The sequence below is a fragment of the Psychrobacter sp. NC44 genome, assembly GCF_904846655.1.
Lineage (GTDB): Bacteria > Pseudomonadota > Gammaproteobacteria > Pseudomonadales > Moraxellaceae > Psychrobacter.
Genome location: NZ_CAJHBN010000005.1, coordinates 105700 through 129573, shown reverse-complemented (window position 1 = coordinate 129573; position 23874 = coordinate 105700). Strand labels below are relative to the sequence as shown.

Below are 23874 nucleotides of genomic sequence, written 5' to 3'. Positions count from 1 at the left end.
AACGCAAAGTCACAACATTAAGATTGGTACAAATATCTTTAACGCCGAAACCAATAAGCTCTGAACCAATAATTTCCAAATTAGTGAGCTGTAAATTAAAAACCTAACAATCAATCGTGGTAGATATCGCGACATTGATAGCCAATATAGCCATTCAAAGCACTTATATCTTTGCTCATACTCAATAATAACAATGATTGAAATAACCACCACAAGGGATGCAATGTGTCAGAAATAAAACACATTTTACAACAGATTACAGCCTTAAGTGATGTGCCAGATCCTGCGGTACTCAAGCGCCTAATCGATGAGCTACGAGTGAGTGATAAAGAGCCCACATTAGCCAATCAAAACATTCAAGAGCTGATTGATATTTTACGTCAACATCCAGAATATGCAGATGGACTGTCAAGTTTCGTCTTAAAACTGATTATTGAATATCGCCAAATTGCTTTATATACCGATACCGGCATCATGTCGGATCAGGGCTTTTTTAATAGTCTACGTCGCCTTATCGGGCACCGTTTTTTACCGCTACTGCCACAAGAAGATTCTGTCGTAGAATTGGTCGGTTATTTATTTGATAAACGCTATGATGAGCGCTGGCTTGCCAATATTAAAAAAGACAAATGGGATGAACTGGTTGAGCTACTCAAAGTCGATGAGCAGCATTTAAACTTAGTTGCGACAGCAAAAAACAGTATTTTGAACGCGATTATCATTTTGTCATACCGTATCAGCGGTATTGGCTTGCATCCAGATTTGATGGAATTTTATCCGCAAATGCTGAATTATTCAGCGTCATTTGTGGCACAAAATCAAGAGGCGGTCTTATACGTCAATCAGTACCGAGAAGCGCATGAGCTTGATACTTTAACGGATATTACGCCCGAAAAAGCGGTAGATCCTGCGCCGTTATTGGTCATGATTGAACAATGCGAAGATATCGTTGCCACCATACGCAAGCGCATTTATAAAACAGGAATCTCTATTCGCCTGACCAACATGATGCTGCGTTTAGACCAAAGCTTGCAACGTATGCGCATCCTAACTGAACTGGTAGCAGATAATTATGATAAGCGTGATCAGGCGCTCATTGAGTTGATTCAAGCGCTGATTACCACTGCGAGCCGCCGTTATAGTATCGGATACTTAATTGATAATAATACCAAGCTGCTGTCGCGCAAAGTCACTGAAAATGCCAGCCGCGTGGGTGAACATTATATTAGTACCGATAAATCGGGCTACCAAAAAATGTTCAAGAAAGCCTCTATCGGTGGTTTTATTATTGCGTTTATGGCAACGCTTAAGATATTAGCCTATAACCTAGCCCTCGCACCGATGGGACGCGCCTTTGTCAATAGTATGATTTATGGATTGGGTTTTGTTTTTATCCATATCGTTCATGGTACGGTTGCTACCAAACAGCCTGCTATGACGGCGGCGGCAATCGCCTCTACTATTTCGGACGGTTCTGGCAAAAAGTCACACCAGTTAAATAAATTATCAGAATTGGTGGTCGATATTTTACGTACCCAGTTTGTGGCGATTATGGGTAATATTATGCTAGCGATACCAGTCGCTCTGATTATCTCTTTTGCATGGCTACAATATACTGGTGCGCCGATGATCAATACCGACAAGGCTGCACACTTACTGCATGATCTTGACCCCTTTCACTCACTGGCATTGCCCCACGCGGCCATTGCTGGCGTCTATTTATTTTTATCGGGTCTTATTGCTGGTTACTACGATAACTTGGCAGTCTACAACCAAATCGGTGCCCGTATTCAGCGCCACAAACTACTTCAATACCTACTACCAAAAACTTGGTTACAGCGTTTAGGCGGTTTTATAGAAGCCAACCTTGGCGCCATTATGGGCAATTTCTTGTTCGGGGTGTTCTTAGGTAGTACTGCAACAATTGGCTATTTATTTGGCTTACCGATTGATATTCGCCACATTGCGTTTGCCTCGGCGAATTTGGCGCATGGACTGTTTAATATATCTGCCAACCAGTGGGATTGGCAGATTGTGTTTATTTCTATTTTAGGCGTTGCCCTTATCGGCATGGTGAACCTCATGGTCAGCTTCTCGCTCGCCTTATTTGTGGCACTGCGCTCTAAAGAAGTCAAATTCATGGAGTGGAGTCGTTTAACCAAGCAGCTTTTCAGCCATATGCTTACCCATCCTTCAGACTTTTTCTGGCCACGTGATAAGCCAATGAAGTATGCTCGTATCGACAGCCAAGGACATATGATTTTTGACGATACCAGCGCTCATAAAGGAGGACAAACTATTCCCAATAATTATGTAGTGCGCCGTTTGTCTGATGTAAAAATCCTACCTAAATCCAAGCAAAAAAGCATGCAAAATGAACAGGCTATCACAGACATAGATTACGATAATAACATCTCAAATGCTGACACTGACGCTGCGCTAAAAAGCCGGGAAACACACAGCACCACCAATCATATCAGTACCAAAAAAACCATTGAACTCGATGATGGGCTGATAGATGAGGAGCTCAATAGCGTCCCTTATAGTAGTGATATTCAATATGATAAAGCGCATAACGCCTTTACTGAGGGTAATGAGGCGATTGCCCATCCTGAAAGCGATAACAGCAACCCTGAAAACAAGGCTGCGAGCGATGCTAAAACCTCACTACCTAAACCCAAAAAACCACCAAACCTACCCAGCTAATGGGAAGGTTTTGGTGGTTTAATAAATCGTTTGGATAAGCCAAATAGTTGCGACATGACCTCATTTTAAAACGGAGATAGAAATGAGTCCATGCCCTAATATTATGTTTCTGGCTGTAAGCAGTGCGCACTTGACCTGATGATTTTTCCATCACTCAAGCGATAAGCCAATAGATCATTACCCCAAACGCAGCCGCCGTCAAGTGCACGCGCATACGGTAAGTCTACCTCACCTTTCAGCGCTGCCCAATGCCCAAATAATACCTTGCGAGTCCGCGGTACTTGCCATTCAAACCAAGGCAAAAAACCCTCTGGCATAGACGCTTCTAACCCTGCTGCAAAGCTAAATTCTAACGTGCCGTCTTGTTTGCACAGCCGCATACGAGTGAAATAATTGGCAATTGCACGCATTTTGGTAAAGCCGCTAATATCTGGATGCCAATCATCAGCAGTCTTACTATATAAATTCGGCAATAGACGATCCAGCTGTTTTAAACTACCTTGCAGTTGTGACTCTAACTGCTGCGCGTGATTTGCGGCCGCCTCAACCGTCCAATGCGGTGGAATGCCAGCATGAACCAATACCGTCTGCTCATCAGGAAAAGCCAATACTGGCTGATGACGTAACCATTCAAGCAGTTCATCGCAATCATCGGCAGCAAAAATGGGCGCTGTCTGATCCTTTTTTTTAATCTTTGCCGCACCGCGCCAGACAGCGATCAAATTGATATCATGATTGCCGAGTACTGTCGCGGCTGCCCCTTGCTCGCAAAGTGCTTTGACATGACGCAAGGTACTTAACGAATCTTCACCACGTGCCACCAAGTCCCCTGCAAACCATAGCTTGTCTTGTGCAGGATCAAAATCCAATATTTCAAGTAAATGAAGGTACGCCGCATAGCAACCTTGCAGGTCACCGATGACATACTGATGGCGAAAGCTCATAAATCCTCAGTGTTTTTACGTGATATTTTTATGTGAAAGTTTTATGTCGTCATTTCCATATAAATGTCTTTGACGACGAATCGGCAGTAACTCGATTTAAACCTCTACTTTACGCGCTTGATTGCTTAAATTCACAAAATCTTTCACACTTAAGACTTCAGGACGTGCTTGTGGGTCAATGCTACACGCTGCAAAATCTTCTTCGCTCAATGTCGGTAGCAACGTTGATTTTTTAAAGATGGCACGTAACGTCTTACGACGATGGTTAAAGGTTTCACGTACCACAAGCGCGAAATATTCTTCGTCCTCTGCGACGACTGGCTTAGTAATATGCGGCGTCAAACGAAAAACCGCACTGGTTACTTTTGGTGGCGGATTAAAAGCACCACGTGGTACGGTCAGTAGATAATCGGTATGGCAATGATACTGCATAATGACCGACAGGCGACCATAAGTTTTGCTACCGACATCCGCCGTAATACGCTCGACCACTTCTTTTTGCAGCATAAAGTGCATGTCTTGAATCACATCGGCATAACTGAGCAAATGAAATAAGATAGGCGTAGAAATATTATACGGCAGATTACCAACCACACGGAGCTTGCCACGCTCATCGCTATACAGCTCGCGATAGTCGACATGCATGGCATTGTCTTTGATGATCGTAAAGTTTCGATGGCTGTTGGCACCGATACGAATACGCAGGCTATCTGCCAAATCACGATCCAGCTCGACCACAGTCATCGCATCCACTTCTGCCAATAATGGCTCAGTCAGTGCGCCCATCCCTGGCCCAATCTCAATCAAATTGTCATCGCGCTCTAAGCGAATGCTCTCAACAATCTCACGGATGACACTGCGATCATGTAAGAAGTTTTGACCAAAGCGCTTACGTGGTTGGTGTTTGGCAGCGCGTAGGCTGTTGGTAATAGACTGAGCATCAAACGATGTTTTGGACATAAAAAAGTCTTCATAGATAAAAAAGAGAGGGTCGATAAGGCAATGCCAGCAATGTGCTAGTTTTATAATGATGAATTATAACACAGCTCATAATTGCACTGTATTTTTGAGATATTTTATTGTTAAACCACCCATACATTAGCGCAACCGACGCAGAGCCTTTTTTGTTCTAAAATCATTTATTATAAGACTATTATGAGAGCAAGCATGGTTCCCTAGTGAGGACTTGAAGCTTTTGCTGTAGGCTAGTGATATCAATGTTTTAACTCACTGAAATACTCACGGTGTACTTTATGGTGTGCTTACCATACATATTCTATTCGTCTTTAGTGCGCTATAGACGCACCGATTAGACGTTATCTTAAATGAAATTGAGCATAAGAAAAACAGTTTATACAAGGTTCATTGAGGTATATATTAATATCAATGATCTGAATTCAGGAATTGAGCCATGTTAACTTTTCATTCAAAATCATCATTGCCGATAATTAGAACGGCAATGGCTTCTACTTTATTAATCGCTGCTGTACAACTGATGACAGGCTGTGACTTACAGCCCTCATCTACAAATAACGATGACACTACACAAACGAATAATATAGACAAAGATATGATCGAGGGTGGTGTATCAGAAAGTATGCTGAGGAGATAAAAGGAGGGTGACAGCCAAAGCAAGATGATATATTTGAGGTTATGAAGACACAAATAGATATCAGTTGCCCCGACTGTCACAGTCCCAGTCTAAAGAAAAATGGCAAAAAAATCTATGGCAAGCAGAATTATCAATGTAAGGACTGCAAACGTCAGTTTATTGGCGACCATGCATTAACTTATAACGGCTGTCACTCTAAAGTGGAAGAGCTTATACGGCTCATGACAGTTAGAGGCTGCGGCGTTAGAGACATAGCTGTTATAGCCTCAGTCAGTATCGGTAAAGTATTGAGCACCATAGGCTCATCTGTTTATAAGATTACGCCTAAGAAGCGCTACTATGAACGCTTAGAGGTTGATGAATTCTGGACTTACGTGTATCGCAAAAAGCGTAAAGTTTGGCTTATTTATGCTTATGATCGCGTTACTAATGAGAATGTTGCTTATGTTTGGGGCAGACGCGACTTAAAAACGGCTAAGAAGTTAAGAGCTCGTCTCAAGCAGCTTAAAGTCAGCTATGGCTCTATCAGTATGGACAACTGGGACAGTTTTATAACCGCCTTTAAATTTGACCACAAACGAGTTAGCAAATCTCATACGGTAGGAATTGAAGGTAATAACTGCCGTCTTAGACACCGATTGCGTCGGGCGGTTAGAAAAACCTGTTGTTTCTCTAAGAAGCTCGATAATCACTTCAAAGTGTTTGATATGGTGTTCTTTTACATCAATTATGGTTACGTCTGATGCCGGCATACTTTTTAGAACACCACCTGATCGAGAATGATGAGATGCCTGTCAATCCAGCACCTACAGATACAAGTGCTATAGATGAAGCCCAAACTAACAAAGCGACAGATATAGCTGATGAACAAATCGTCAGCCCGTCAGGGTATCAGAAACTAAGCTTTGGTCAGGTTATTACTCCTGAACTACTAAGCAGCCTAGGAATGACCAAAGCCAAGAGCGATAACGAAAAATGCTATTACGTCAGTAATCCAGAGCTGAGCTATATCGATAAAAAGTACGGTAAACGTGCTTCTGTGCTGTATCAAATCATAGACAACAAGGTTGCCCTGATTAATATTCAGGATCCAAGTATCCCGTTTTATAAAGACATCAACGTTGGCAATTCCGCTACAGACGTTATGAAAGCACATAATGACGAGCTTAGCTACGAGATCGATAAATATGCGGTTGATGGTGACTACTATAACCTGATTGCTAATGTCAATTTCAAGGTAATAAAAGAAAGCCCACTTGGAGAATTCTTAAAAGATGACAATATTGAGCTTAATAATAAACAGGATAAGTTACCCCTACAAATTGAATATCATGTCAAGGGTGGTCAAAAGCTGAGTGATTCTATGATTAAGGCGACTGAGTGGACAGCAGAGCATAAAAACCTATTAAAAGGTGAGGTAGAAAGCATAGATATTGGTATACCAGAAGCGATTTATTTGGTGGAAGGTTGCTCTTAAAAGTTGAACGTAAAAAACCCAGCATCTAGCTGGGTTATTAGTGGGAGGTCGTTTTTATAAGGTTGCTTTGTGACTCATGCTTAATCAATGAGTTATCACACTCTCTAAAATCGTATACGCTGCTTTGACCCTATCTGCATTGGGATAGTTTTTATTTGCCAGAATGACAATGCCTGATTTTTCGGCAGGAATATAAGCGATATAGCCACCAAACCCATTAGTAGCGCCTGTTTTATTGACCCAGACGTTGTTTAAAATAGACGTTGGATGATTGTCTATTTTAATGGCTTGAGGCTTTAGCACCACATCCATTGAGTTACCTTCGAGTAAGGTATTTAGCTGAGTAGGATAAGAGTACATCTCCCATCCTAACCCTTGGGTAAAAGTACTCGCCTGATAGTAACCCTTTCTATTATTGTCTAACGCTTGCTGAATATCTTTATCCAGCGGCACCAGCCCCATATTCGCCGCCATAAACTGCGTCATATCTTTAATGGTGGATTTAATGCCATAGGCTTCAGCGTCTAACATGCCAGGATTGACTCGGATAGCATCGCCAACAGCATTATAACCAAACGCATAATCCGCCATTTTGTCATTAGGCACATTGATAAAGGTGTTGGGCATATTGAGTGACGGCAGTATTTTTTCTTCCATCAATTGTGTGTAATCAGCATCCATGCTCAATGCCGATATATAACCAAACAATCCTATGCTGGCATTGGAATATAAACGCTTTGAGTTGACAGAAAAGACTGGCTGCCAAGATTTATAACAACTAAGCAACTCTTTATTGTTTTTGACTTCATCAGGTACTTGTAACGGCAGACCACCAGCTGAATAGGTAACTAAGTTTATAAGCTTGGTGTTGCCAATGGTGCTGTTTTTTAGGTAGGGAATATATTTATCAGCAGTATCTTCTAATGTAAGTGTGCCATTTAATTCTGAATAACTGGCTAAGGTAGCAGCAAACGTCTTACTGATTGAGCCTAGCTCAAAAATAGTGTTTTCTGAGACAGGTATTTTGGCTTTCTTATCAGCCAAACCATAATGATAAAAATGTGATTTGCCATCGATGATGACGCCAAAAGACATCCCTGAAATATCATGCTCATTCATTAGTAATTTGGCTTGTTGATCAACGGTGCTCTTTAGATGGTCATTGTTATCTGCTGCTTGTACTGTTCCAGATAGTAATGATGCTGTCACTAAAGCGGTAAGTCCCACTTGATTTAACAGGGTCTGAAAAGATTGTTTCATTCTAGGGCTTCTCATTTATTCTGATAGATGTACTGATAATTTAGTGAGCATGCAAATAGCGCTTTGCTTTCAGTTCAGATATGCCATCTTACATTATCTCAGAATGCTGAATCCCCGACAATCTTAGCGATTTAGTATCATAGAATGGATCTTTTAGGATGTACCCTAGCAGAACCAGCTATTTCAGCCCTCTAAACCTATTAATAGACCACTTATAACAGACTGCTATGGCGGAACCAATTATATTAAACCCTGTTTGATAATTCATAAATAGCCATTACTCACACTAAAGTTACCCAATACTGCGTGATAAATGTCGCTAAGGTGCCGGCTTATGCAAGAGGTCTATTTAATAAGCGATTTATCTGCCATCTCGTTTGCCATTTTTAATGCTTGATACAAGCTAGTGGCACTAGCATTGCCGCGCCCCGCTAAATCAAGCGCAGTCCCATGATCAACCGAGGTACGGATATACGGCAGTCCTAAAGTAAGATTGACGGTATCACCAAAACCATGTGATTTGAGCACCGGCAACCCCTGATCATGATACATAGCAATCACCGCATCACAGTTGGCTAGATGTCTGGGTGTAAATAACGTATCCGCTGGCATTGCCTCTGATATATCGACGCCTACATCGATGAACTCTTGCAACACTGGATTGATAATCTCAATCTCCTCGACGCCTAAATGCCCACCCTCGCCTGCATGTGGATTAAGACCACAGACTAAAATACGTGGCTGCGTTAAGCCAAATTTTGCTTTCATCTCATCGACGACAATTTGTACGGTCTGGCGTACATTGTCAGACGTGATTGCAGCAGGGATATCTTTTAGCGGTAAATGAGTGGTAACAAGCGCCACTTTCATGGCTTGATTGGCGAGCATCATAACCACTTTATCACAGCCACTTTGCTGCATAAAAAACTCTGTATGACCGCTAAACATTGTGCCATCTAATAGCTCAATATCAGCTTCTATCAATGCAGACTTTTGCAATGGTCCAGTGACGATAGCAGCCACTATTTTGTTGGTTGCCAACTGATGGGCAATGTCTAACTGCTTAGCAACCATTGCTGAATTGCGCGTGTTAATTTTCCCGCAGACAACTGGCTCAGCACAAGATATATTAAGTAGAATAAAAGAACTATCCACGTTCGTATCTGGCTGCGACATCTGCTCTACAACGTTAAGATTAAAGTCATCGGCATCGATATCAATAGTTTGCCAGATGGGAAGGTTTTTCAATACATCAGCTGCAACCAACTCATCTGCGCGCTTTGTCATAGCGGTGCTATCGGCAGTGACCCAAATTGGACGTTCAAAATCTTGCAATTTACCCTCAGCCGCTAATAGCAGCACGATATCCATCCCAATACCAGCAGGCTCACCAGTTGTGATTAATAATGGCAATTTTTTTTGTATATCTTGCATCATAACTACGCCTTTATATTTATATTGAGTCGTGAATTTTATTGTATTTTTTATGGGGAAAATAAGTACTGACACTTATATTGTATAGATGATTTTTTACTTATTACAACCGTCATCTAGAATAGATAGTTATCTATCGGTGCCGAAAAAAGCCTATTATGTGTTAAACTTTCGCTTTTCATTATAGCATTTACCGGTCAACACAGAGATCAGGTTTTGGTACTTCAATTATAGTGGCACGTGGCGTTTTATTTGCTATATCAGCACCCAATGAAACCCTGATGTCACATACCCATTTATACCCTCTTTTATATCGACTTTTGACACATTAGGCAATCATGGCAGACAACGAAAAAACCGACGACTTACTCAATCAGACACCGCCGCACAATATCGACATTGAAAAGGCATTGCTCGCGTCCTTAATGAGTATCGAAGAGGCGTACGACAAGATTGCTGATATCGTTACCAAAGATGATTTTTATGCAGGGCGACATCAGTATATTTTTGATGCTATTGCTCATTTAGCGGCAGTCAACGAACCCTATGATACGGTCATGGTACACGACTGGCTAGAAGCACAAAAACTCCTTAAAAGTGCAGGCGGCGATAGCTACTTGGCAGATATTTTGAGCCAAAGCCCTGCGACCTTGTTTAACCTGACCGCCTATGCTCAGCGCGTCCGTGAACTATCTACTCTACGCCAACTGATTACGACTGGCAATGAGATGCTCACGCTCGCCTATAATCCTAAAGACCAGAGCGTCAGTGATATTTTAGACAGTGTTGAGGGTAAGATATTTAGCATCAATGAGCAGCACAATAAACGCGCTGAACAGCGTGGACCTGTGGGCATTACTGCTGTTTTGACCAACGTTATTGATAAGATTCAAGAGCTTAAATCCAATCCCGATGGCATGATTGGTTTGCAGACGCCGTTTGCTGAGTTGAATAATAAAACCCAAGGCTTGCAGGCAGGTGACTTAATCATCGTGGCTGCGCGCCCTTCTATGGGTAAAACCACCTTTGCCATGAACTTGGCAGAAGGTATTTTATTTAACGAAGATCTGCCTGTTGTGGTGTTTTCGATGGAGATGCCTGCTGAGTCTATCGTCATGCGTTTGCTGTCCTCATGGGGCGCGATTAATCAGACGCATCTGCGTTCTGGGCAAATGAATGAAGATGAATGGGCAAAAATGATGAACGCCATTCAGCACTTACAATCTAAACATCTCTATATTGATGATAGTACTGCTTTGCCACCATCTGAGATGCGTTCACGCTGCCGCCGTATCGCTAAAAATCATGATGGCAAGCTTGGCGCTATCGTCGTCGATTATCTGCAGTTGATGAAAGTACCAAACCTAGATGGCAACCGTGTTGGGGAAATCTCAGAGATTTCACGGAGTCTCAAGGCGCTAGCACGTGAGCTTGAATGCCCTGTTATCGCTTTGTCGCAGCTTAACCGCAGTCTAGAAAACCGCCCTAACAAGCGCCCTATCATGTCGGATTTGCGTGAATCGGGTGCGATTGAGCAGGATGCCGATTTGATTATGTTCATCTATCGTGATGAGGTTTATAATGAGAATACAGACCACAAAGGCGTGGCTGAAATTATTATTGGTAAGCAGCGTAACGGCCCTATCGGCACCATACGTTTGGGCTTTGAAGGGCAATTTACCCGCTTTATTAACCTAACACCAGAATACTATCAAAATGTCAGTTTCGAGAATGACGAGTAATCAATCTTATAAAACTTAAGCCTAATAAAACTAAACCTGATAAAGACTGAAGCTTAACCATAAGCGAACAAATAGTTTTTAATAAAATAGCCAGTGCTGCATTAGCCCAATTGATGCAGTACTGGCTTTATAACTTCATAATTCTACTTATAAAGAAGCCAATTATGCGTACTATCACAATCAAACCACAAGCCATTACTCACAACTTAAATCAAGTTAAGAAAATGGCAGCAAACTCTAAAGTCCTAGCCATGGTCAAGTCCAACGCTTACGGACATGGTGTGGCAGCGGTATTGCCTGCATTGCACCAAGCAGATGGTGTTGGTGTTGCAACCCTGACTGAGGCGCTAGAAGCTCGGCAGTTAGGCTGGGACAAAACCATTGGTTTGATTGAAGGGGCATTTACCACTGATGAGTGGCAGCAAGCCATTGAGCATGATATTAGCTGCGTGATTCACCATGCGCCGCAATTGCAGTGGGCACTCGACAATATCCCACCAGCCAATAGTGCGACCAGAGTGGTTTGGCTTAAATATAATACTGGTATGAACCGTCTAGGCTTCAACGCTGAAGGTATTATGGCAGCGGCTAAGCGTCTGCATGAAGTGGGATATCAGCTGATACTAGCCACGCATTTTGCTAATGCCGATGACAGCACTCATCCATTAAACTCAATGCAAATTCAGCGTTTTTCGGAGGTATTAGATACCTTACAAGCGACCATTAGCGCTGATATTAAAGGCTCATTATGCAATTCAGCCGGTATCGTTAATTTTCCAGAGCATCATTATGACTGGGTACGTCCCGGCATTATTTTATATGGTAGCGCCCCTGTCATTGATAAAAGCGCGCATGAGTTAGACTTACAGCCAGCGATGGATTTCAGCGCACAAATTATCGCCCTGCAAACAGTTCAGGCGGACAATTCTATTGGCTATGGCAGTCGTTGGACAGCGCAGAAAGACACTAGAACCGCACTGGTGAGTGTCGGCTACGGCGATGGTTACCCTCGTGTCATCAGCGATGAAGCCTATGTCACTGTTATAGATACTATCAACGATCAAAGCTACCGATGTGCAGTCATTGGACGCGTGGCAATGGATATGATTGTCATTGATGTCAGTACCGCGCCAGAAGACATTGCGTTAGACAGCAAAGTAATACTGTGGGGCGATGCCCCGCACGTCGATGAAGTCGCCGCACATGCAGGTACGATTAGCTATGAGCTACTATGCCGCCTAAGCATTCGCCCAAATCGCATACAAGTATAATTATGCTGACCTCGTCACTATTCATGTAATGTCTGTTTGCCAGACTTATAAATCATGGCAAATTGGACATTTACATTAAGCCTAATTGCGCTATACTAAAAGTTTGTTGTCACCCCAGTATACGCACTGACGCGATGCTATTAAAGACTGATGACGTTTCACTGACTGCGATCGACTGCTAGGATTACTATGAGTTTGCGCCATTTTTTGACCTTATCTGATTTAACCAAACAAGAATTAGAAAACCTTATAAAGCGTGCCAGCGAATTGCGCAAGATGCAACACGCAGGCGAGATATATCAGCCGTTTGTTGGTCGTACGCTTGGCATGATATTTGAGAAATCCTCAACCCGTACGCGCATCTCATTTGAGACAGGTATGGGTCAGTTTGGTGGTAGTGCTATCTTTTTGTCGCCAAATGATACCCAGCTTGGGCGTGGTGAGCCGCTAGAAGACTCTGCTCGTGTCATATCGAGCATGGTCGATATCATCATGATTCGTACCTTTGGTCACGAAAAAGTTGAGACCTTTGCTGAATACTCAAGTGTGCCTATCATCAATGCTTTAACTGACGAATTTCATCCTTGTCAGCTACTGGCTGATATGCAAACCTATTATGAGCACCGTGGAAGTATCGAAAATAAAATCGTTACTTGGGTCGGTGATGGCAATAATATGTGTGCATCCTATATGCAAGCAGCTCATCAATTTGGTTTTGAGCTACGCGTCGCTGCGCCTTATGGGTTTGAGCCTGACCCTGAGCTGATGAAACGCTTCTCGCATTGCGTCAGTATTGTCGAAAACGTACAAGAAGCCGCGAAAGATTCAAATTTAATTGTCACCGATGTATGGGCAAGCATGGGACAAGAGTCTGAACAAAATACTCGTGCGCGCCGTTTTGCCGCTTATCAAGTAACGCCATCACTATTGGACAAAGCCGATCCTGAAGTGGTATTTATGCATTGTCTACCCGCGCATCGTGGTGAGGAGATCTCTCATGATATGCTTGACGATCCACGCTCAGTGGTATGGGATGAAGCCGAAAATCGCTTACATGCGCAAAAAGCCTTGATGGAATTCTTATTACAAGACAAAATAAAACTTTAAAAATGTAGCCATAATCTATTTATGGAAGAGTAAGTACGAAAAAGGCAGACCACATTTAGTGTGATCTGCCTTTTTCGTTTCTGATGAACGATAAGACACTGCTTAACCGATTTTTAACGAGTAAGCATTTTTTAACGAATAAGTGTCGTCACACCATTACTACCTGCTTTCAGCAATACATCAGCTTGATTGGCCGCAAAAATACCATTACACACCACACCCACAATATTATTCAGCTCTTTCTCAAGCGCTATCGGATTACTCACATCCAAATCATAAGTATCTAAGATAACATTACCATAATCAGTCACAAAATCTTCGCGGTAAACTGGCTCACCGCCCATACGGGCTAATTGCCGTGCGACATAAGAACGTGCTTGCGGCAGTACCTCAATCGGAACAGGAAACTCGCGACCTAGCACCTCAACGCTTTTGCTCTCATCAACCATACATATAAATTTGTTAGAAGCCGCTGCCACGATTTTCTCACGAGTGAGCGCGCCGCCACCGCCTTTTATCAATTGCAAATGCTCATTGACCTCATCTGCCCCATCGATATAAATATCAAGCGTACCAGCAAAGTTCAAATCAACGATTTCAATACCAAGGGCACGAAGTTTGTCTTCAGTGACCTGTGAGCTGGCAACTGCGCCAGCAAGCTTTACTGTCGGTAATAATTCAATCAAACAGTTGACCGTACTGCCTGTGCCTACTCCAAGTATCATGTCATCTTCGATATAACTTAGAGCCGCTTTGGCGGCGGCTTGCTTTTGTGCTTGCTGATCACTCATCATAAATCCTTGGCAAAATAAACGTATCGCTTTAAAAAAAGTAAAGGGTAAAAAGGTAAAATGCGCCGCCATTATACCCGATGAGCTTAATGGATGTCAGCGTAATAGCCACGCTAATCGCAAGACATTCACTCAAATTTTAAAATGAAGACAGATAAGGCAACCAAACAACCAAAGCCAGTAGCGTGACCAATAGTACGGGCGGGGTAATGAGCAGTCCAATCTTCATATACTGCCCCCAACTGATTTTATAGTCTTTTTCTGCCAATACATGGAGCCACAATAAAGTCGCCAGACTACCGATAGGTGTGAATTTCGGTCCCAAATCATTACCAATCACATTGGCATAAATCATGAGCTCTCGAGTGGCAGCAGGTACCTGCGCGCTATCAATCGCCAGTGCACCAACCAAAGTAGACGGCATATTATTCATAACAGAGGCTACAATAGCAGAGAGGAATCCAGTTCCTACTGTTGCGATGACCGTACCCTGCTGCCCTAGCCAATTCAATACTTGAGCACCATAGGCAGTCAATCCTGCATTGCCCAAGCCATAAACCACCAAGTACATACCGATGGAAAATAATACGATTTGCCAAGGTGCTTGACGCAGGATATCAGATACAGAAACAACGGCATCACGCCCTCCTTGCCACCAGCGACCTGCGATAGCCATTAACAGTAACGCCGCCACTCCTGTCACCAAGGAGATGGCAATGCCCAATGACTCAGTCTTAAAGTAGGCAATAAGTAGCAACGCGAGCAGTGGAAAGGCTACTTTAAAGACAAGCGGATCTTCAATCGCAGACTCTGGTGCACTCAAATCAGCAATGGAGTAGTGTTTTGGAATGTGCCGCGCATAGACTAACCATAATACGGCGAGCGTCGCCAATACAGAAACAATATTGACCGGTATCATCACTGCTGCATAACGACCAAATCCAATGTCAAAATAATTGGCACTAACAATATTGACCAGATTAGAAGTGATTAACGGCAGACTTGCGGTATCAGCAATGAAACCTGTTGCGATAATGAAAGCCAAAGCAGATGGTGGTGAGAATTTGAGACGCAGTAAGATAGCGATGACAATCGGTGTCAGTAGCAATGCTGCCCCATCATTGGCAAAAAACGCCGAGATAAACGCGCCTAAAATCACAATCATAGGAAATAGCAAACGTCCTTGCCCATTGCCAAGCCTAGCCACATGCAGTGCTGCCCAGCCAAAAAATCCTGCTTTATCTAAGATAAGCGAGATAATGATAAGCGCCACAAAGGTAAAAGTCGCATCCCAAACGATGTCCCACACAATACCAATATCGGAGAGCTTTACCACGCCAAAAGCTAAGGCAATCAACGCACCGCCCATTGCACTCCAGCCAATACCCAGTCCTTTGGGCTGCCATATCACTAAAACCAGAGTCACGATAAAGATAGTTAATGCCAGCATTGAGTAACCTTTTTAGGCTTAATTATTATAAGAATAATTATGTAAGAGCAAGCATTAGAAAATGAATGATGAGAGGATACATTAGAGTGATTTTTGATTGACGCGCTGCGACAGCTCCTCTGCGCTTTCTACCCGTTCAGAGTAACGGTCAATCAGATAGGCTGAGCGTCCACGGGTCAGCCAAGTGAATTTCACCAACTCCTCACAAACATCCACGAGACGCAAATATAAAGGAGACTTATCCATACGATCATCGTCGTTAAATTCCAAAAAAGCTTTAGGAATAGAGGACTGATTGGGTATGGTAATCATCCGCATCCAACGCCCAAGAATGCGCAATTGGTTAACCGTATTGAAGCTTTGACTGCCACCACTGACTTGCATCACTGCCAAAGTTTTGCCTTGGGTTGGACGCACACCACCTAATGACAATGGAATCCAGTCAATTTGTGCTTTCATAATACTGGTCATACTGCCATGACGTTCTGGGCTCACCCACAGCATACCTTCTGACCACTGCGCCAACTCTCGCAGCTCTTGTACTTTTGGATGATTGGCATCAGCAGCATCAGGCAATGGCAAACCCGTCGGATCAAAGGTTCGAACCTCACAACCATACCAACGCAATAGACGGCTCGCTTCTTCACTGGCCAGTTTAGAGAATGAGCGCTGGCGTAGAGAGCCGTATAGCACCAATATTTTAGGCGCATGGCGCGGGTCATTTGTTCCAATTAAAGGCTCAATATCGATAGATTGTATACTGTCTACATCAATATTGGGCAAATCACCCAAATCGACTACATCTAAATCTGCTGTTTTATTTGCCATGATAAATCACTTCCCCATCTTCTTTAGTAAAGCTGCTCACGGGATTGTCTAATAATTCAAATACGCGTTCTGAGGGGCGGCATAATGCCGCGCCCTTATTGGTGACCACGATAGGACGATTGATTAAAATGGGATGGTCAATCATCGCATCAATGATTTGATCGTCAGACAGTTCAGGATTGTGTAATCCTAACTCATCATTGACAGGTTCTTTGCTTCGTAACAGCTCTCTTGGTGAAAGGTTTATCTTTGCCAACAGCTCAACTAAATGATCGCGGCTTGGTGGGGTTTTAAGATATTCAATTACTTCTGGATTTTCGCCTGAGGCTTTCATGATGGCCAATGTATTGCGAGACGTACCGCATTTTGGATTGTGAAAAATTAGTGATGTCATAGTAATTTTACCTATATTTATGAATATGCTTAGGGTATGTCCTCAATCTTAAAAAAATTGACTAAATGAGCTAAAAATGAGGACACGCCCTAGTAATAAAGAGGTTTGTTAAATCAGTTATGGGCTTACTGATTATTTGAAAGACTGTCTGCATCAGTAGGTTTAGCACGCTCACATCCGCTCAGACTGTCCATAAGAGACGCACACAATTCTGGATGTCCCGCACAACAATCTTGCAATAGAAACTGAATAACCTCCTCCATATGTGACAGTGAGGCGCGATAAATTATCTGCCGACTGTGCCGTTGAGACACCACCCACCCGGCACGAGCCAGCACTGATAAATGTGCTGACATCGTATTGTGCGGCACAGACAGTTGACGAGCAATTTCACCTGCTGGCAGACCAACGGGCTCTTGGCTGACAAGCAACCTAAAGGCCTTGAGACGAGTATCTTGAGAGAGCGCAGCAAAGCTTGCGATAGCATTTATTATTTCCATATGTCCAATAATACAGACATATGGAAATAATTCAATATTTTTTTTAAAAATATTGAGATAAAATCACCCTATCTTTCATCAAAACTTAAAATCGCTGCAAAAACTGCAATAGGGTCTTGCAAGACCGTTAAAATCAGCATAGGCTAATCTATTTAATTTTTCTATTCATCCACACTTTTTATTAGGGAACATTATGCTGTCACATTGGGTACGAGCCATCTTGCAAGCCACCGTCTATGACGTGGCAATTCAAACACCACTTGAAGCGGCGCCCAAGCTGACCCAACGTTTTGCTAATGACATTCGTTTTAAACGCGAAGACTTGCAACCGGTCAAATCCTTTAAATTGCGTGGTGCCTATAATCGAATTAGTCAATTAAGTGATGAGCAAAAAGCACGCGGCGTCATTTGTGCATCAGCAGGTAATCACGCACAAGGGGTTGCTTACTCCGCCCGTAAACTTGCCCTAAACAATATCATCGTGATGCCGACCACCACCCCTGACATTAAAGTGGATGCGGTAAAGGCGCTTGGCGGCAATGTCGATTTGTATGGTGATAGCTTCGATGAAGCCAACCGTTATGCAATCAATCGCGCTGAAACAGAAGGTCTGACTTTTATCCCACCTTACGATGATGAATTGGTGATTGCCGGACAAGGTACCATTGGTCTTGAGCTCACTCAGCAATGGCGCAATATGGATTATGTGTTTGTCGCGGTTGGCGGTGGTGGTCTCATCTCAGGTGTCGCGGCATTCTTAGGTGAAGTTGCGCCGCATGTCAAAGTGATTGCGGTAGAAGCAGAGCAATCAGCTTCTCTTAAAGCGGCGCTTGAAGCCAATGAGCGCGTTAAGCTTGAGCAAGTTGGGCTGTTCGTCGATGGCGTGGCGGTTGCTCAAATCGGCGAACTGCCATTTGAAATTGTTCGTATGCAAAAGAGTGATAAGTCAGGTCCTTTAGTCGAGCCTGAAGTCGTGACTTGTACCAATGACGAAGTATGCGCGGCGGTTAAAGACATCTTTGAAGAAAATCGCAGTATCGTTGAGCCTGCGGGCGCGTTACCCGTTGCTGGTATGAAAAAATATATCGAAGCCCATAATCTGCAAGGTAAAAACTGCGTCGGTATTATTTGCGGTGCCAATATGAACTTTGACCGCCTACGTTATATCGCTGAGCGTACTGAAATTGGTGAGAAAAAAGAAGCCATCTTTGGTGTGACAATTCCTGAGCAGACAGGCGCTTTCTTAAATTTCTGCCGTAGCTTACATGGACGCAATATCACTGAGTTTAATTATCGCGCCGATAGCAAAAAATCACCTGACTCTATGGAACCTGCATCAATATTCGTCGGTATCGCACTAAAAGAAGGCGACAAAGAGCGTAAAACCATTCGCACCCAATTGGCAGCTGATGGCTACACGGCTCATGATCTGACCGATGATGATATTGCCAAATCACATATCCGCCATTTGATTGGTGGTCATGCGCATGTTGCAAACGAGCAATTATTAAGTGTGGTTTTCCCTGAACGTCCAGGGGCATTGCTGAAGTTTTTAGAAAAACTGGGTGATGACTTTAATATCACTTTGTTTCATTATCGCAATCATGGTGCCGCCGAAGGTCGCGTATTGGTCGGTTTGCAAGCGTCTGAAGGTAATTCTCGTCAATTACAAGACGCGTTACTCGATATCGGCTATGACTGCACCATGCTCAATGACAATATTGGCTATCAATTATTTTTGAAATAAAAATAGACTATCAATCCATCAATGGCTGTTTGTTAATCACTAAAAAGCCATTGATGAATGAACAGTGATTATGCATTGGTAGCTTTCATTAATTCATAGCGACCATGATGAGGTGGTAAACCGTGACTCAAAAGATATTGATCTTTATATTATTACTGGTTTTAGCACTTTTGGGTTATAAGATGCTGCAACCTGACAACACGACCAGTAACCCTATTGCTAACGTTGCGACTGATACTCCAGTTGACGCTGATTTTACCTCAACTGATCTGGATGATATACCGCCAACGTACGTCGACTCAGATGCAACGTCAACATCAGTCTCGGCAGTAAAACCAGTACTCACGTCGTCAGCATCAGCATCAAGCTTTACCTGTGATGGCAGAAAGCATTGCTCTCAGATGACGTCATGCGCAGAAGCCACTTACTTTGTACAACACTGCCCGAATACCAAAATGGATGGTAACAATGATGGTATCCCATGTGAGCAGCAGTGGTGTCGCTGATTTTATGTCAAATATAAACTGAGAACAGCATGCATATTCCTGATATTTTTTCCGCAGAAAACCTAGAAAACATCATTGGATTTATCGCAGCCAATCCCTTAGCGACCTTGATTACTCAAACCAAAGATGGCATTGAAGCCTGCCATATACCGCTCTTCTGGCATAACGATAACTTTATGCCTGATGCTAGTGTTGGTGTTGGTGTTGGTTCTGATATTAACTCTAATGCTCAGCACGGCTATCTTTACGGTCATTTCGGTCGTGAAAACCCTATTTATCAGAACACCTTACCAGATACTTCGTGGTTAATTATTTTTCAAGATTCTGGACATTATATCAGCCCCAACTGGTATCCTAGCAAAGCGAAAACCCATAAAGAAGTGCCCACTTGGAACTATCAAAGCGTCCATATTCAATCCAAAATTGAGCTGCTTGAAGACACCGATACGCTGAAATGGATATTAGCAACCATGACTGCGCAGCAAGAGGTGCTATCCGACCATCCTTGGTCATTAGATGAGGCACCTGCTACTTATATCGATGCTATGTGCCGAGGGATTATTGGCTTTAAGCTGCCCATCGATTCTATACAAGCCCAATTTAAATTAAGCCAAAATAAAACCGTAGAAAATATCACAGGTGTGATTAATGGTTTAGCGCAGTTAAAGACAAATGATGCGGCTGAAATGGCGATGAAAGTTGCCAATCAGAATAATGGCTAAGACGAGACTTTCGCTCTTCACCATAAGAATCTATTTTTAAACATTTTGATAGCGCAAGGCTCTTTCAATTTGCAAAAAAAGCACCATTAATATTATCTTACTTTATGGATATCTATGAGGTTTTGATGAGTAAACACAACAAAAACCACAATCAGCCTAACCATAGCCAACCTGATGTCGTGCGTATGCGCCTCGATAAGTGGTTGTGGGCAGCACGATTTTATCGGACACGTAATCTCGCCAAAGAAGCCATCGAAAGCGGACGGGTACATTATGCGGGTAGCCGCGTAAAGACCAGCAAAGAGATTATGGTTGGTGATGAACTACAGATTCGTCAAGGCTCAGCCACTGCTATGACTGAAAAGACCGTGGTCGTTGAAGCACTAACGGCGCAACGTGGTAATGCGCTCGCTGCTGAAATTTTGTATTCAGAAACTGAAGAAAGCGAAGAGCGCCGCGCTTATCATGCTGAGCAGCGCAAACTTGCCAATCTTGCACGGCCTGATAATAAACCCAACAAAAAAGAGCGCCGTGACCTTCAACGCTTTAAGCATAAACAAGAATAAGCTGGTCAAAGCACGACCTTAGATTATAAATAATATCATCGAAAATTCGTGAACAGATGACCGTATTGTTTAGCTTCTACTCTTGCCATTCAAGGCATTAACCGTTACGCTGACAGCCGATTTACTTAATTAATTGCATGCTAATAAAAGCCGCACTAACATGCCGGTCTCTTATAGCATGTTTTTTTGTTATACAAGGTCATATTATGCTGATGAAAACCTGTACTCCGTCTTCTGTATTATTGGTTTGTTTGGGAAATATTTGCCGATCGCCAACGGCTGAAGAAGTCTTTCGTCAGCAAGCAGCGATTGCTGGATTGTCAATCAAAGTAGATTCAGCAGGAACGAGTGACTCGCATATTGGTCATGCGCCCGACACTCGCTCGCAACGCCATGCAAAAGCGCATGGTTATAAAATCAATAAACTGGTCGCCCGCCAAGTCAGTGCCGATGACTTTCGTAATTTTGATTTAATTCTAGCAATGGATACACAGAATTTAGCTGATTTACAAGCCATCAAAGACAGCTTGATAGGGACAGAAGACAATTTGGCCAAGTTGGCTTTATTTAGTGAGGAAGATCCTACTTATGGCGGCGACGATGTGCCAGATCCTTATAAAGGCGATGGTGATGACTTTGAAGAAGTGATCGAGCGTATTGAGTCAAGCGCACAAGCGTGGATTGAAAGCTGGAAAGCTTGCTAACGATAAAGCTAACTTTCTGCCACCTTTTTATCTTTCATCCTTTATAATAAACACTGTGTAATCCATTATCTATCTGCCACATGGGCTATGTTATGACCTCAGTTTCACGCTTGGATTCTAGTACTCAATTTGCCATGACCACTGATTTGCCAGCGAGCTTATTGACCCGTGAATTAGTCGATTTGTCACATGGTAATACCATGGCCTTAGCCTGTGTCGCGGATACTGTCGTGACACTGACGGCTGAAGCACAGCTTGACGATTTTATGGCAAATTATACAAAAGACATAGCGCAAAACAAGCCATTATTTGTATTGTCTGGCGGCAGTAATGTGTTATTACCAGCGCATCTGAATGCTATCGTATTGCAGCCCCAAATGCGCGGTATCAGCCTCATCGCTCAGACAGATAGCCACGTCGATATCGCAGTAATGGCAGGCGAAAACTGGCATGACTTGGTGGTATATACGGTCAGTCAAGGTTGGTATGGGCTAGAAAATCTGGCACTAATCCCAGGGCTAACTGGTGCGGCACCCGTACAAAATATCGGTGCTTATGGTGTCCAACTAGAAGACTGCTTACAGTATGTACGAGCCTATCACTTACCCACTCAAACTTGGCATCATCTCACAGCCGCCGACTGCGAGTTTGGCTATCGTGACAGCATTTTTAAACGTGCGCCTAATACTTGGTTAATCAGCTGTGTTGGATTCAGATTACATACCGATGCAACCAAAATCCTAGCCAGCTATGGTGATGTGCAAACCGTTGCGCAACGATATGCCGAGCAAGACGATCGTACGCAGCCAGTGCCTGCGGATATCATGCAAGCGATTATCGATATTCGTCAACAAAAACTCCCTAATCCCAAGCAGCTGCCAAATTGTGGTAGCTTTTTTCAAAACCCCATTATTCCTCAATCGCACTTTATTGCTTTACAATCGACCTACCCTACTATCGTCGGCTACGCTATGCCTGATGCCATGATAAAGGTTGCGGCAGGCTGGTTGATTGAACAGACAGGCTTGAAAGGTGGTGGTATTGCACCGATTGTCACCCATCAGCAGCAAGCCTTGGTGCTGACCAATCATGCCCCTTATCACGCCACTCAAAACAATGTAGCAGATGCCCAACGACATATCGTCAATACGGTTTATGAAAAATTTGCGATTCAGTTAGCGCGTGAGCCAGTTTGGGTAAATACTGACGGCTCTATTGGGTATGATGAGCATGTGGTCTAAGCGGCTATTATCTAAGCGACTATGGCGTTATTACCTGCGTTCAGCTGAGCGTATGATAAAGCTATTTCGTATTATTAATATTACCTTTTTACTTGGTTCAACGACTGTTATTTTAGTACTCATCAGCCTATTCACGCCGCTGTTCTCCCAAGCTATTGTTTATCTATTTACGCTTTTGCCATTGCCCAGCCTACCCTCTGCTGCCTTGAGTTCACCGCCTACCGCTTATGTGGTTTTAGGCGGCGGACTAACCAATGATCATGACAATCAAATTATTCTTAATAGCTACAGCCTCAACCGCGCCCGTACCGCTGCCAGCGCTTATCACGACTTACCCTTACCTATTGTACTAAGCGGTGCTGAAGCGCCGTGGCTTGGTCAATGGCTCATTGAGCATGGTATTGATGGGCTGATAAGCGAAAATGCCAGTATGAATACCTGCGAAAATGCGCGTTTTACCGCCAAACGTATTCCACTGCGTCATGTGTATCTCATTACTGACAGCTACCATATGGCACGTGCTCGTAGACAGTTTGCCTTAAACGGTATCAATAGCACACCACTTAGCGCCCCTTTACCAGTGAGCCGTGACTGGATGAAACCTGCGCAAAACTTAAGTCATTCTCGACGCGCTGTTTATGAAGTTGCCGCTTATTTACGCGATGTGATACGTCCTCAAATGAATTGTCGTCATGCCAACGACGTGACCTCACAGCAGCTGTTAACCCCTAGAGGTAACGCAGCAAAAAAACCTGACGAATAAAGTTAAATACAAGCAGGTAGCCAGTTCAATATCTTTTGAGAACTCACCCTAATCACTACCGGTCATCCACTATACTTGTGATGAGTGTATAATAATAAAAGAAAATGCT

The 23874-nt window shown here is 43.2% G+C and carries 22 protein-coding genes and 1 pseudogene; 14 read left to right on the top strand and 9 right to left on the bottom strand.

Annotated elements, in window-relative coordinates; all coding sequences use genetic code 11:
* Positions 1 to 225: 225 nt before the first annotated feature.
* Positions 226 to 2706 (top strand): site-specific recombinase, encoded by a 2481-nt coding sequence (locus JMX95_RS05640; protein WP_201560236.1) that lies wholly within the window; start codon positions 226 to 228, stop codon positions 2704 to 2706.
* Between the two features lie 101 nt (positions 2707 to 2807).
* Here JMX95_RS05640 and JMX95_RS05635 read toward each other — a convergent pair whose 3' ends face one another.
* Complete coding sequence (locus JMX95_RS05635; RefSeq protein ID WP_201560235.1) at positions 2808 to 3650, bottom strand: symmetrical bis(5'-nucleosyl)-tetraphosphatase; 843 nt, start codon at positions 3648 to 3650, stop codon at positions 2808 to 2810.
* Positions 3651 to 3746: 96 nt separating this feature from the next.
* Positions 3747 to 4610 (bottom strand): 16S rRNA (adenine(1518)-N(6)/adenine(1519)-N(6))-dimethyltransferase RsmA, encoded by an 864-nt coding sequence (gene rsmA, locus JMX95_RS05630; RefSeq protein ID WP_201560234.1) that lies wholly within the window; start codon positions 4608 to 4610, stop codon positions 3747 to 3749.
* 451 nt (positions 4611 to 5061) lie between these two features.
* Here rsmA and JMX95_RS05625 point away from each other — a divergent pair, with 451 nt between their 5' ends.
* From JMX95_RS05625 to JMX95_RS05615, 3 genes are read left to right on the top strand one after another with little or no spacing between them, the layout of a single operon-like run.
* Positions 5062 to 5262 carry a hypothetical protein gene (locus tag JMX95_RS05625; protein ID WP_201560295.1) on the top strand — a complete coding sequence of 67 codons (201 nt, stop codon included), beginning with the start codon at positions 5062 to 5064 and terminating at the stop codon, positions 5260 to 5262.
* Positions 5263 to 5303: 41 nt separating this feature from the next.
* The gene (locus tag JMX95_RS05620; protein WP_201560233.1) at positions 5304 to 6005 is read left to right on the top strand and encodes an IS1 family transposase; all 702 of its coding nucleotides are present in this window, start codon (positions 5304 to 5306) and stop codon (positions 6003 to 6005) included.
* Complete coding sequence (locus tag JMX95_RS05615) at positions 6005 to 6739, top strand: hypothetical protein (protein WP_227675984.1); 735 nt, start codon at positions 6005 to 6007, stop codon at positions 6737 to 6739. The genes JMX95_RS05620 and JMX95_RS05615 overlap by 1 nt, the downstream gene beginning before the upstream one ends.
* 84 nt (positions 6740 to 6823) lie before the next feature.
* On the opposite strand, the gene ampC is transcribed toward JMX95_RS05615, so the two are convergent.
* Positions 6824 to 7999, bottom strand: coding sequence for a class C beta-lactamase (gene ampC / locus JMX95_RS05610; RefSeq protein WP_201560232.1), 1176 nt, complete (start codon positions 7997 to 7999; stop codon positions 6824 to 6826).
* 345 nt (positions 8000 to 8344) lie between these two features.
* Complete coding sequence (gene pdxA / locus JMX95_RS05605) at positions 8345 to 9436, bottom strand: 4-hydroxythreonine-4-phosphate dehydrogenase PdxA (protein WP_227675983.1); 1092 nt, start codon at positions 9434 to 9436, stop codon at positions 8345 to 8347.
* Positions 9437 to 9771: 335 nt separating this feature from the next.
* Here pdxA and dnaB point away from each other — a divergent pair, with 335 nt between their 5' ends.
* The 3 genes from dnaB (at position 9772) to argF (ending at position 13553) form a co-directional block, all read left to right on the top strand.
* Positions 9772 to 11175: a replicative DNA helicase gene (gene dnaB, locus JMX95_RS05600; protein ID WP_087815967.1), complete on the top strand. Its 1404-nt coding sequence runs from the start codon at positions 9772 to 9774 to the stop codon at positions 11173 to 11175.
* Between the two features lie 164 nt (positions 11176 to 11339).
* Entirely contained in the window at positions 11340 to 12446 is a 1107-nt protein-coding gene (gene alr, locus JMX95_RS05595) for an alanine racemase (protein WP_201560231.1), read from the top strand.
* A 189-nt stretch (positions 12447 to 12635) separates the two neighbouring features.
* Positions 12636 to 13553 carry an ornithine carbamoyltransferase gene (argF, locus tag JMX95_RS05590; protein ID WP_193012283.1) on the top strand — a complete coding sequence of 306 codons (918 nt, stop codon included), beginning with the start codon at positions 12636 to 12638 and terminating at the stop codon, positions 13551 to 13553.
* A 131-nt stretch (positions 13554 to 13684) separates the two neighbouring features.
* Here argF and rpiA read toward each other — a convergent pair whose 3' ends face one another.
* From rpiA to JMX95_RS05565, 5 genes are all read right to left on the bottom strand, one after another.
* Positions 13685 to 14344, bottom strand: a complete 660-nt coding sequence (rpiA, locus tag JMX95_RS05585) for a ribose-5-phosphate isomerase RpiA (protein WP_060491162.1) — start codon at positions 14342 to 14344, stop codon at positions 13685 to 13687.
* Positions 14345 to 14483: 139 nt separating this feature from the next.
* On the bottom strand, positions 14484 to 15794 hold the full coding sequence (locus tag JMX95_RS05580) for an arsenic transporter (RefSeq protein ID WP_201560230.1): 1311 nt from the start codon (positions 15792 to 15794) through the stop codon (positions 14484 to 14486).
* A gap of 81 nt (positions 15795 to 15875) precedes the next feature.
* Complete coding sequence (gene arsH, locus JMX95_RS05575) at positions 15876 to 16622, bottom strand: arsenical resistance protein ArsH (protein ID WP_201560229.1); 747 nt, start codon at positions 16620 to 16622, stop codon at positions 15876 to 15878.
* A complete protein-coding gene (gene arsC / locus JMX95_RS05570; RefSeq protein WP_201560228.1) occupies positions 16612 to 17016 on the bottom strand; it encodes an arsenate reductase (glutaredoxin) in 405 nt (134 codons plus the stop codon). Before arsC ends, arsH begins: the two co-directional genes overlap by 11 nt.
* 125 nt (positions 17017 to 17141) lie before the next feature.
* Positions 17142 to 17516 (bottom strand): ArsR/SmtB family transcription factor, encoded by a 375-nt coding sequence (locus JMX95_RS05565; RefSeq protein WP_201560227.1) that lies wholly within the window; start codon positions 17514 to 17516, stop codon positions 17142 to 17144.
* Positions 17517 to 17709: 193 nt separating this feature from the next.
* Here JMX95_RS05565 and ilvA point away from each other — a divergent pair, with 193 nt between their 5' ends.
* The 7 genes and pseudogenes from ilvA to JMX95_RS05530 all read left to right on the top strand — a co-directional run bounded on the left by ilvA (position 17710) and on the right by JMX95_RS05530 (position 23765).
* On the top strand, positions 17710 to 19263 hold the full coding sequence (gene ilvA, locus JMX95_RS05560) for a threonine ammonia-lyase, biosynthetic (protein WP_060491167.1): 1554 nt from the start codon (positions 17710 to 17712) through the stop codon (positions 19261 to 19263).
* Between the two features lie 347 nt (positions 19264 to 19610).
* Positions 19611 to 19769: pseudogene (locus tag JMX95_RS13675) on the top strand (excalibur calcium-binding domain-containing protein); the annotation flags it as partial.
* Between the two features lie 29 nt (positions 19770 to 19798).
* Positions 19799 to 20491, top strand: coding sequence for an FMN-binding negative transcriptional regulator (locus tag JMX95_RS05550; RefSeq protein ID WP_201560226.1), 693 nt, complete (start codon positions 19799 to 19801; stop codon positions 20489 to 20491).
* A gap of 125 nt (positions 20492 to 20616) precedes the next feature.
* A complete protein-coding gene (locus JMX95_RS05545) occupies positions 20617 to 21057 on the top strand; it encodes an RNA-binding S4 domain-containing protein (protein WP_201560225.1) in 441 nt (146 codons plus the stop codon).
* A gap of 206 nt (positions 21058 to 21263) precedes the next feature.
* Entirely contained in the window at positions 21264 to 21761 is a 498-nt protein-coding gene (locus JMX95_RS05540) for a low molecular weight protein-tyrosine-phosphatase (protein ID WP_201560224.1), read from the top strand.
* 134 nt (positions 21762 to 21895) lie between these two features.
* A complete protein-coding gene (gene murB / locus JMX95_RS05535; protein ID WP_201560288.1) occupies positions 21896 to 23002 on the top strand; it encodes a UDP-N-acetylmuramate dehydrogenase in 1107 nt (368 codons plus the stop codon).
* Positions 22992 to 23765: a YdcF family protein gene (locus tag JMX95_RS05530; RefSeq protein WP_201539677.1), complete on the top strand. Its 774-nt coding sequence runs from the start codon at positions 22992 to 22994 to the stop codon at positions 23763 to 23765. Before murB ends, JMX95_RS05530 begins: the two co-directional genes overlap by 11 nt.
* Positions 23766 to 23874: the final 109 nt, after the last annotated feature.

What these genes read in the sequence shown, in the direction of transcription:
- rsmA (WP_201560234.1), bottom strand. Translation starts at nt 4,610, where the DNA reads ATGTCCAAAACATCGTTTGATGCTCAGTCTATTACCAACAGCCTACGC.
- ilvA (WP_060491167.1), top strand. Translation starts at nt 17,710, where the DNA reads ATGCTGTCACATTGGGTACGAGCCATCTTGCAAGCCACCGTCTATGAC.
- JMX95_RS05565 (WP_201560227.1), bottom strand. Translation starts at nt 17,516, where the DNA reads ATGGAAATAATAAATGCTATCGCAAGCTTTGCTGCGCTCTCTCAAGAT.
- JMX95_RS05545 (WP_201560225.1), top strand. Translation starts at nt 20,617, where the DNA reads ATGAGTAAACACAACAAAAACCACAATCAGCCTAACCATAGCCAACCT.
- ampC (WP_201560232.1), bottom strand. Translation starts at nt 7,999, where the DNA reads ATGAAACAATCTTTTCAGACCCTGTTAAATCAAGTGGGACTTACCGCT.
- argF (WP_193012283.1), top strand. Translation starts at nt 12,636, where the DNA reads ATGAGTTTGCGCCATTTTTTGACCTTATCTGATTTAACCAAACAAGAA.
- murB (WP_201560288.1), top strand. Translation starts at nt 21,896, where the DNA reads ATGACCACTGATTTGCCAGCGAGCTTATTGACCCGTGAATTAGTCGAT.
- JMX95_RS05580 (WP_201560230.1), bottom strand. Translation starts at nt 15,794, where the DNA reads ATGCTGGCATTAACTATCTTTATCGTGACTCTGGTTTTAGTGATATGG.
- alr (WP_201560231.1), top strand. Translation starts at nt 11,340, where the DNA reads ATGCGTACTATCACAATCAAACCACAAGCCATTACTCACAACTTAAAT.
- JMX95_RS05540 (WP_201560224.1), top strand. Translation starts at nt 21,264, where the DNA reads ATGCTGATGAAAACCTGTACTCCGTCTTCTGTATTATTGGTTTGTTTG.
- dnaB (WP_087815967.1), top strand. Translation starts at nt 9,772, where the DNA reads ATGGCAGACAACGAAAAAACCGACGACTTACTCAATCAGACACCGCCG.
- JMX95_RS05615 (WP_227675984.1), top strand. Translation starts at nt 6,005, where the DNA reads ATGCCGGCATACTTTTTAGAACACCACCTGATCGAGAATGATGAGATG.
- JMX95_RS05530 (WP_201539677.1), top strand. Translation starts at nt 22,992, where the DNA reads ATGTGGTCTAAGCGGCTATTATCTAAGCGACTATGGCGTTATTACCTG.
- JMX95_RS05625 (WP_201560295.1), top strand. Translation starts at nt 5,062, where the DNA reads ATGTTAACTTTTCATTCAAAATCATCATTGCCGATAATTAGAACGGCA.
- pdxA (WP_227675983.1), bottom strand. Translation starts at nt 9,436, where the DNA reads ATGATGCAAGATATACAAAAAAAATTGCCATTATTAATCACAACTGGT.
- rpiA (WP_060491162.1), bottom strand. Translation starts at nt 14,344, where the DNA reads ATGAGTGATCAGCAAGCACAAAAGCAAGCCGCCGCCAAAGCGGCTCTA.
- JMX95_RS05635 (WP_201560235.1), bottom strand. Translation starts at nt 3,650, where the DNA reads ATGAGCTTTCGCCATCAGTATGTCATCGGTGACCTGCAAGGTTGCTAT.
- arsC (WP_201560228.1), bottom strand. Translation starts at nt 17,016, where the DNA reads ATGACATCACTAATTTTTCACAATCCAAAATGCGGTACGTCTCGCAAT.
- arsH (WP_201560229.1), bottom strand. Translation starts at nt 16,622, where the DNA reads ATGGCAAATAAAACAGCAGATTTAGATGTAGTCGATTTGGGTGATTTG.
- JMX95_RS05550 (WP_201560226.1), top strand. Translation starts at nt 19,799, where the DNA reads ATGCATATTCCTGATATTTTTTCCGCAGAAAACCTAGAAAACATCATT.
- JMX95_RS05620 (WP_201560233.1), top strand. Translation starts at nt 5,304, where the DNA reads ATGAAGACACAAATAGATATCAGTTGCCCCGACTGTCACAGTCCCAGT.